Origin of the sequence: Ensifer adhaerens (assembly GCF_001270265.1) — a bacterium.
In the GTDB taxonomy this organism is placed as follows: Bacteria; Pseudomonadota; Alphaproteobacteria; order Rhizobiales; family Rhizobiaceae; genus Ensifer; species Ensifer adhaerens_B.
Map to the genome: position 1 here is coordinate 107,767 of NZ_LGAP01000021.1, position 8,380 is coordinate 116,146.

The window sequence follows — 8,380 nt, forward strand, 5'->3', positions numbered from 1 at the left end:
CTCATCCTCCATGGCGGATCGCCGTGAGCGCACCCGCCTCAAGCATCGTGCCAATAGCGGTCGCGAGATCGAATTGCGGGCAGTGCTCGCTCGCTGTCGCCGCAGCCTTGCCCAATGGTTCGACCGCCATGAGGTGGGGGAGGAAGATATCCGCGCCCGGCGAAAGGCGGCGAACCTCCACCTCGAGCATCGGCCGTGTCACCAATGCACTCTCCGCCGCGGTCGTGTCGATGCGGCCGACCGGGCCGCTCGCCCGGTTCGCCGAAAAGATCGTCACCGCCGGATAGGCGGAGCACACGATGCGGCTTGCCGGATGCGCCTCGAAAACGACGTCACAGAGCCGTTCCGGCGGGATCGAGGCAAGGACATCCGGCAGCAACGTAGCGGCGTCGGCCGCATGATAGGCATCGAGCCAGGCCCGCTCGATGCGCGCGACATCGGCGAGCCACGGCATGGATTGCGCATAGTCGTAACGCTCGATGAAATCCGGAAAATCCCGGCCATATTCGAACAGCAGCGGCGACGTCGGCGGTGTCTCGCGGACGTGGAAGCGAGCCATTGCGCGAAAGAATGCCTCTCCAGTGATGCGCATTGTGGCGGGGAATACGGTCGCGAGCGCATCGATCAGGCTGACGGTTACATTGTTGCGGTAGACGTTGTAGCGCTTGTCGGCAGTTTTACCGTTCGGGCCGGCGACGAGCGCGGGTGTTGCCCGGTCGGGATCGAGCAGCCCAGGCACGAAACCTGCCGGATAGCCGAACTCCTTGGCAGCACCGGCATGACATTCCTCAAGCGCGTGCATGGATCCGCTCCTGTCGCAGAACCGCATGCCGGTCGAGGATCGCCTGCGCCGCCTGCGCCTCGCCCTTCAGCACCGGCCAGTCGGGAATGGCACTGTCCCATTCGATAAGCGTCGGGATGCGGCCGCACCGGCCGATCACGATGTCGAAAAGCTTCCAGACCGCATCGGCGACCGGTCCGTCGTGACTGTCGATCAGGAGGAGATCACCCTCGTCGTCCTCCTGCTCCGCATGACCGGCCAGATGAATCTCTCCGACATGTTCGAGCGGGAAGTCGGAGAGATAGTCGAGAGCGGAAAAGCCGTGGTTGGTCGCCGAGACGAAGACGTTGTTGACGTCGAGCAACAGGCCGCAGCCGGTGCGTTGCACGATCTCCCGGATGAACGCGGTCTCGCTCATCGTCGAATCCTTGAACAACAAGTAGGTCGAAGGATTTTCCAGCAAAAGCGGCCGGTGGATCACCTCCTGCACCTCATCGATATGTTCGATGACGCGCCGCAAGGTGGCTTCGGTGTAGGGTAACGGCAACAGGTCATTGTAGTAGGTTGTGTTGTGGGTCGACCAGGCCAGGTGTTCCGATACGAGCGCAGGCTCATATCGTTCGACCAGCCCCGCGAAGCGCCCCAGGTGCACCTTGTCCAGCGGTTGTGGCCCACCGATCGACATGCACACGCCATGGAGCGAAACAGGATAGTCCTCGCGGATGCGCGTGAGCGCGGCATGCGGCGGGCCGCCCGCGCCCATATAGTTTTCCGCATGGACTTCGAAGAAGCCTCCATCCCGTCCATCGTCAGCAAGGATGGACGGCAGATGCTGATGCTTGAAGCTGGTGCCAGCCAGGCCGTCGATCGGATGCGCCGGAAAGCGGAGAGTTCCTGACGCGGCAGGATCCGCGTGAGTTGCAAATTTGGGCATCGTTACCTCCACTTTCCGGTATCTCGACAGGCTTAAGAGGGCAGGTCGCGCGACAGCACCTCCGGCGAGCCCTTGCGGCCGTCGGGCAGCTCCATCGTCGCGCAGGTGCCGCCATCGACGAATTTCCAGGAGTTGCCTTGGTAATCGACCGTCGAGGTGGCCTGGCAGGTCGTGCCCGGGCCGGCGGCACAATCGTTCTGGCCCTTCAGGGCGACGCCGAAGCATTTCTCCTTGCCGGCATCCATCGCAGCCTTGACCTGTTCCTCTGTGAGCGGTGCGGCGATCGCAAACGACGACAAGGCAGCCGCCACGGCACCTGCCAGAAAGGCCGCATTGATCGTTGATTTCGTAGACATGACGTCTCTCCATTTTGAGGTCCCGTGCGGCTTGTGATCAAGGCCACACGAAGCTTCGTTCGCAGCCAAAGGACGATATGTTACATTGCCCGGCTACACGGTTTCGTGAACGCATTGCGGTGCCGGATCACGATGATTGTGGATTGACTCGCTCGAAGATCATGAGCGTGATCGGCCTCCCGTAAAGTGGAGCGGGAAGCGGGCGCTGCCGCATTTCCCTCACCCCGCGACGGCGGCGAAATCTGCGGAGCGGAAATGTAACAAATGGCGGGGACCAGCGAATGGGAGGAAGGACGGTTGAGCGATGTGGACGACGGGGATATCGCCCGGCTTCTCCGCGCGGCACTTGAAGGCGACGAGCGGGCCTACGGCGACTTCCTGCACAAAACAGCGGGTCTGATCCGCGCGTGGGCGCGGCGGAGGACAACGTTTTCCGGTCTGGATCCCGAGGACATCGTCCAGGAAACGTTGCTGGCGATCCATGTGAAGCGGCATACCTGGCGCAGCGACGGCCCGGTGGCGCCATGGCTCTATGCGATCGCCAGGCACAAGCTTGTCGATGCTTTACGGCGGCAGGGCCGCCACCCTCGGATTGAAATCAGCGAGGTGGAAGGACGGCTCGCGGCTGAGGAGGCGGAATCGGTCAGGGACTGGGAGATCGGCCGCGCGCTTGAAACGCTGACCCCCGGCCAGCGTTCGGTGGTCACCGCAATATCGGTCGAGGGTCGAACGATAGCTGAGGCAGCCAGAAGCCTCGAAATGAATGAAACCGCAGTTCGTGTCGCGCTTCACCGCGGCCTTGCTGCCATTGCCCGGCGATTTGGACGTGACTGAAATGGAAACAGACGAACTCATCAAGGCTCTTGCAGCAGACACGAGGCGAAGCGGTATTTCGATGGCCGGCGCCTGGTCGGGTGCGGGTCTCGCCGCCGTTGCCGTCGCCGCGGTCGTCTTCTTCGCCCTGCTCGGCGCGCGACCAGATATTGCCGATGCAGCGCAAACCGTCCGCTTCCTCTTCAAGTTCGTGGTGACGACCGCCCTTGCCGCGAGCGCTTTCGGCCTCTTGCATATCCTGTCACGGCCGGATGCCGACGTACGCCGGTCGCTACCGCGCCTCGTCGTTGCGCCGGCGCTGCTGGTGGCGGGTGTCGTGGCCGAAATTGTCGTCTCGTTGCCGGGCACATGGTCGGCGCAGCTCGTCGGAACGAACAGCCTTGTGTGCCTGACCTACATTCCGCTGATCGGCATCGGTCCGCTTGTGCTCCTGCTGCTGGCGCTGCGCCACGGCGCCCCGTCTTACCCGTCGCTCGCGGGTGCGATGGCAGGCCTGGCGGCCGGCGGCATTGCCGCGACCTTCTATGCCGCCCATTGCACGGACGATTCACCTCTGTTCGTGGCGACATGGTATACAATTGCCATTGCGGCTCTCACGCTCCTTGGCGCTATCGGCGCGCGTCGTTTCGTGCGCTGGTGACGCCGGGGTAAACTGGAATCTCCATCGCGATAGATCGTTGATTTGGAAGGTGCCGCCATCGTCGATCGCTCCACAACCGCCTGCAGATTTCAGGCGGCAGCGAACCGGTTTTCGAGCATCAGCTCAGGGGTGCGATCCGGAGCGGATCGACGGGTTCCGCAGGGGCTGAGGCAAGGCTCCAGACGTTCCTGCCGGGCGACAAGGTGGTTCGTCCGCGTTTGGATGCTGCATTTCGCTTGGAACCATAGGAGCGGTCGCGATATCCGAGGGCGTGTCCCGACCACGTATCGATCCGCTTCGCGCAGGGCAGATGGACTGGAACAACGATTTTCAATCGCTCGTACTCGCTTGCACGAGGAATTGGCCAATGCTGCCGACGATAGGGGCCGAGGCGTGGTCATCCGCCGCATGCGGCGGGCACTGAACGAGGACGCTTGAGCCACCTTCGCCGGCCAACGACCATGGAATGCGGCGTGGAGTAGGCACGTTGGACGCGATACCATCAACCGGCGACCACCATACGATCCTGATCCGCATCGATCAGTTGGCGCGGCTGTTCAATTCGCTTGATCCCACACCCTTCCGTGAGCGGGATCTGGACGAGGATGCGGAGCGGTTCATTGTCGAGTGGGCTGAAGAGGCTCCCAAAGATCGGCCAATTGTAATCGTCGTGCAGTTGCCTCCGGGGGAAGCCGACCCGGCGGTCACGCGTGTCGTTCAGGACGCGATGCGCTACAATTTCGAAAGCCGCAGCAAGCGGGCTCGTCGCGAGTTACGTCAACTTCTGAGGGAAGGACGACGCGCTTTGTTCATCGGCATTCCTATCCTCGCGTGCAGTCTTATCGCAAGTCAGTTCGTGACCAATCTGTCGGGTGCGGGCGCGTTCTCGCGGGTGGCGAGCGAGAGCCTGGTCATCTTTGGTTGGGTCGCCAATTGGCGTGCGCTCGAGATCTTTCTCTACGATTGGTGGCCGATCGTCCGCCGGGGCCGGCTCTATCGCCGTCTCGCTGCAGCGGAAGTCCGGGTGCTGTCCGTCTGACGTCCTGCTTTCCTTGATGCGCGTCAATGCGCGGGCGCGCAGAGGTGAGATTCTGACATTGTTGCCAGGAGCGCAGAAGATGCCGAATTTCCCAGGGTCCTTGCTTGCCGCCGCGATCTACGCGTTCGCCGCCTCGTCGACCTCAGCAAGCGGATTTGACGCCGGTTTCTCTGAGACCTTGGAGCGAGTAAGATCCGCCGTCGTCGGTATCAGCAGTACCGCCAGCCGCATACTGACGAACGAACTGCTTGACGATGCGAACGTGCGAAAGATTCTGGGCCTCCCGGATAACGTCCTCATTGTACAAAGCGGTGCTACCGTAACGGGATCCGGCGTAATCATCGACAGTGAACACGGTTATATCGTTACAAACAGTCATGTGATCACCGATGCCGACGAAGTCGCGGTCACGCTAAAAGACGGCCGCGTTCTGCATGCCCAGGTTGTGGGCAGCGATGCGCCAACCGATCTCGCCGTGATCAAGATTGGCGCGTCGGACCTCGTCGCTCTTGACTGGGGTCGTTCATCCGATTTGAAGGTTGGCGATTTCGTGGGCGCAGTGGGCAGTCCGCTAGGCTTGGGACGGCAACCTTCGGGATCGTAAGTGGCCTGGGGCGATCCGGTCTCGGCCTCGACGAATACGAAGACTATATCCAGACTGACGCGGCCGTTGACCCCGGAAGTTCGGGCGGGGCACTTGTCAACGCAGTAGGGGAGCTTCTGGGCGTGATACGTGGAGCTCCCCCGCCCCATGAAGGCGCCCAGGGTATTGGTTTTGCCATTCCATCCGAGCTAGCGGCCCAAATCGTTCGCGCGCTCATCAAGGACGGGGAGATCCGACGCGGATGGCTTGGTGTTTCAGTCACGCTTTCGCAGGCAGGCGGGGACGCCACGCAAGGCCTGGTCGTTGACAAGCTGGCGTGCAACGCGGCGGCCGAACGGCAAGGGGTGAGGCTCGGCGATATCATGACCGCACTCAACGGCCGCGCGCTCTCGACGGAGGCCGCCTTCAAAAATGCAGTCAGTCGGCTCCCGCCCGATGCGCGCGTCACTCTGGACATCCGGCGTGGGGGAACTATGCAGAGATTGGAGCTGACCCTTGTTGATCCCGGTAGCGTGGGAAGCGCTCCAGTCCATCGCGCGCTGGGCTCGGTGATCCTTGGCTTGCCAGCTTCGTCGCCTTCGCCGGCTTGTGCGCCAATTGGACCGGTTTTTCTGGAGGTGCCATCCGACAGTATTGCATACGCAGCTGGCCTCAGGACGGGTGATTATCTGACTTCGATCAACGGTGAGGCGGCCATATCGGCGACGCAAATTCAAGACCTGTTGGACGCGTCTGATGGTAGAATTTCATTCGATATCCTGCGCGCAGGTACAGCCTATCGAATTGAGGCCGAGTAGGCGCATCTCTTTGTGACGCTTGGCCTCAGTTCACGGAGTATCAGAACGAGAAAACGCCATGAAATGGTCCTTCAAACTTGGGTCTGTCGCGGGGACCGAGATCCGCGTGCACATGACATTCGCCCTGCTGCTCATTTGGATCTGGGTCATGCACTACCGGATCGGTGGCCCGCCGGCCGCCTGGGAGGGAGTTGCCTTCATCATCAGTGTTTTCGTGTGTGTGGTGCTTCATGAGTTTGGGCACATCGCAGCCGCTCGAAGTTTCGGCATCAAGACACCGGACATCACACTCCTGCCGATTGGGGGCCTTGCGCGGTTAGAGCGCAATCCCACCAAGCCGCTCGAAGAGTTTGTGATCGCTATTGCAGGTCCGCTGGTCAACGTGGTGATTGCCGCACTTGTCGTCTTGGTGGTCGGAGGGACCCTCGGCTGGGAACAACTGGTAGCGCCGCAGGATCCCCGTGTCGACTTCCTCGCGAGGCTCGCAGGCGTCAACATCTTCCTGGTCTTGTTCAACATGATCCCAGCCTTCCCGATGGATGGCGGGCGCGTCCTGAGGGCAATTCTCGCCCGGCGTTTGTCATGGACGCGAGCTACCAGACTTGCGGCTCGGACCGGCCAAGCCATCGCCTTGGCTATGGGAATTTTTGGCGTCGTCTTCAACCCGCTGCTTATCCTGATTGCGATCTTCGTCTATTTCGCCGCGGAAACAGAAGCACAAAGCAGCGAGCTTCAGGCAATCTCCGACGGCACGAGCGTTGCTAACGTGATGATTACCGACTTCGCGACGCTGGGCCCCCATGCCCGTGTTGGGGAGGCGGTAGAGCTCCTGCTTGCGACCAGCCAGAGCGAGTTTCCCGTTGTTAACGAGGCCGGCCGGTTCGAGGGATTGATGACGCGCGGGGGCATCGTTCAGGCAATGAAAGAAAGAGGGGCAAACGCGCCCGTGCTAACTGTTATGCTGCGCGACATCCCTACGGTCGATGAGCGGTCCCATATCGACGTGAGTCTGCGGCTGATGCAGGAGGCGAGTGCGCCCGCCGTCGCTGTCATCGATGGCAGCCACCGCGTTGTAGGCATCATGAATTACGAGACCATTGGAGAATTGCTGATGCTTCGCAACGCCGATGGGCGCTTTCAGCCGGGCCGCCGTGATCGTCGCTCACGGTAATGGTGCGATGCTTGCTGTCTATCGCTCGACGATCGCGACCCCGTCCACGATGCGGTCACTCGGATAGAGAACGACCTTCTCACCGGGCATCAGCCCATCGCGGATCTCCACCTCCAGGCTGTTGCGCTGCCCGACAACGATAGGCCGCAGTCACGCGTGACCTTCCTCGACGGTAAAAACCGCCCACTTGTCGTCTTGCCGGAACAATGCGCCAAGCGGTAGCTTCAGGACCATGCCCTCGCGTTCTTTTCGGCATGGTGATGGTCGTGACCTTCATGTCGGTGGTGATGTTTATGGTCGTCCATTGGAGTGTCTCCGAACTGGTACTCGCCGATAACAGGACTGGGCCCGGCGCACCCACGCAAAGCTGGGTCGGCCGGGCCGTCTCATCCTCGTTACGCGTAGGTTTGGAGGCATCATAGGCGAGGTTGTAGGTCACGGTTCCGGTGTTGGAGGCGCCGAGCGCACTGACGAGACGGAAGCCGACGCGAACCTGGCCGGAATAGGCCTGGTTGGGCGTGAATTTTAGATACCAGCCGACCGGGGCGGCGACCGGCCCAACCTGTGCCAACTCGCCCTGGATGATGGCCGCGGTTCCGGCATGGTCATTTCCAGGTACCATCCTCTTCTTGCCGGCAGCACGTTGCTCGCCGGCAGCACGTTGCATGTGCGTCGGTTGCCATAGGCCGAGCGCGGGCACCTCCGTCCGACCGAAACCCAGTACGGGCTTGAAAGATGGAGTGGTTGCCGCCCTCCCCAGACGGCATCGCAATGTGCCAGGATAGTGGTGTTTACAGCCACTGAGCGGAAAGGACGGCAACCGTGACGAAAGATACAATGATTGGAGTGGATTTGGCAAAGACGGTTTTTCAGCTCCATGGGGCGTCGATGACGGGGGAGCTGAAGTTCCGGAAGAAACTATCACGGGGGAGTTTTGCCAAATTCATGGCCGAGCAGCCTCCAGCGGTGATCGTGATGGAAGCCTGTGGCAGCGCGCATTACTGGGCCCGCGAGATGAGCAGGTATGGCCATGAGGTGAAGTTGATCGCCCCGCATTACGTGAAGCCTTTTTTGAAGTAATGGCCACCTCTCCATTACTTCAATAATCATCAGTTGCTCAAAATGCGAAGGAACGCACGCGGACCGCGCCGGTTGCCGGCCTTTTCACGCAAAATTCCTTCGCATTATTTCAGAGCGTGTCGAGCCAGGCGAGCAGGCTCGTAT

General features: G+C 61.2%; 8 protein-coding genes and 3 pseudogenes. 7 read left to right on the plus strand and 4 right to left on the minus strand.

The window, feature by feature from the left end:
* Position 1 precedes the first annotated feature (1 nt).
* The 3 genes from AC244_RS24460 to AC244_RS24470 are packed head-to-tail and all read right to left on the minus strand — an operon-like array spanning position 2 to position 2,071.
* Entirely contained in the window at positions 2-802 is an 801-nt protein-coding gene (locus tag AC244_RS24460) for a DNA-binding domain-containing protein (protein WP_053251424.1), read from the minus strand.
* Positions 789-1,715, minus strand: coding sequence for a DUF692 domain-containing protein (locus AC244_RS24465; RefSeq protein WP_053251425.1), 927 nt, complete (start codon positions 1,713-1,715; stop codon positions 789-791). Before AC244_RS24465 ends, AC244_RS24460 begins: the two co-directional genes overlap by 14 nt.
* Before the next feature lie 32 nt (positions 1,716-1,747).
* A complete protein-coding gene (locus tag AC244_RS24470) occupies positions 1,748-2,071 on the minus strand; it encodes a DUF2282 domain-containing protein (protein ID WP_053251426.1) in 324 nt (107 codons plus the stop codon).
* A 297-nt stretch (positions 2,072-2,368) separates the two neighbouring features.
* On the opposite strand from AC244_RS24470, the gene AC244_RS24475 reads away from it, so the two are divergent.
* The 6 genes and pseudogenes from AC244_RS24475 to AC244_RS24495 all read left to right on the plus strand — a co-directional run bounded on the left by AC244_RS24475 (position 2,369) and on the right by AC244_RS24495 (position 7,156).
* Positions 2,369-2,905 carry a sigma-70 family RNA polymerase sigma factor gene (locus AC244_RS24475; RefSeq protein ID WP_053251440.1) on the plus strand — a complete coding sequence of 179 codons (537 nt, stop codon included), beginning with the start codon at positions 2,369-2,371 and terminating at the stop codon, positions 2,903-2,905.
* A 1-nt stretch (position 2,906) separates the two neighbouring features.
* The gene (locus AC244_RS24480; RefSeq protein WP_053251427.1) at positions 2,907-3,545 is read left to right on the plus strand and encodes an NrsF family protein; all 639 of its coding nucleotides are present in this window, start codon (positions 2,907-2,909) and stop codon (positions 3,543-3,545) included.
* 487 nt (positions 3,546-4,032) lie between these two features.
* Positions 4,033-4,584 (plus strand): hypothetical protein, encoded by a 552-nt coding sequence (locus AC244_RS24485; RefSeq protein ID WP_234717019.1) that lies wholly within the window; start codon positions 4,033-4,035, stop codon positions 4,582-4,584.
* Between the two features lie 79 nt (positions 4,585-4,663).
* Positions 4,664-5,625: pseudogene (locus AC244_RS38910) on the plus strand (S1C family serine protease); the annotation flags it as partial.
* A gap of 36 nt (positions 5,626-5,661) precedes the next feature.
* Complete coding sequence (locus AC244_RS38915) at positions 5,662-5,985, plus strand: PDZ domain-containing protein (protein WP_414735948.1); 324 nt, start codon at positions 5,662-5,664, stop codon at positions 5,983-5,985.
* Between the two features lie 58 nt (positions 5,986-6,043).
* Positions 6,044-7,156, plus strand: coding sequence for a site-2 protease family protein (locus tag AC244_RS24495; RefSeq protein ID WP_053251429.1), 1,113 nt, complete (start codon positions 6,044-6,046; stop codon positions 7,154-7,156).
* 18 nt (positions 7,157-7,174) lie between these two features.
* Here AC244_RS24495 and AC244_RS38780 read toward each other — a convergent pair.
* A pseudogene (locus AC244_RS38780) lies at positions 7,175-7,396 on the minus strand (efflux transporter periplasmic adaptor subunit); the annotation flags it as partial.
* A gap of 597 nt (positions 7,397-7,993) precedes the next feature.
* Between AC244_RS38780 and AC244_RS24500 the strand changes: the two are divergent.
* Positions 7,994-8,233, plus strand: a pseudogene (locus AC244_RS24500) (IS110 family transposase); the annotation flags it as partial.
* Positions 8,234-8,380: the final 147 nt, after the last annotated feature.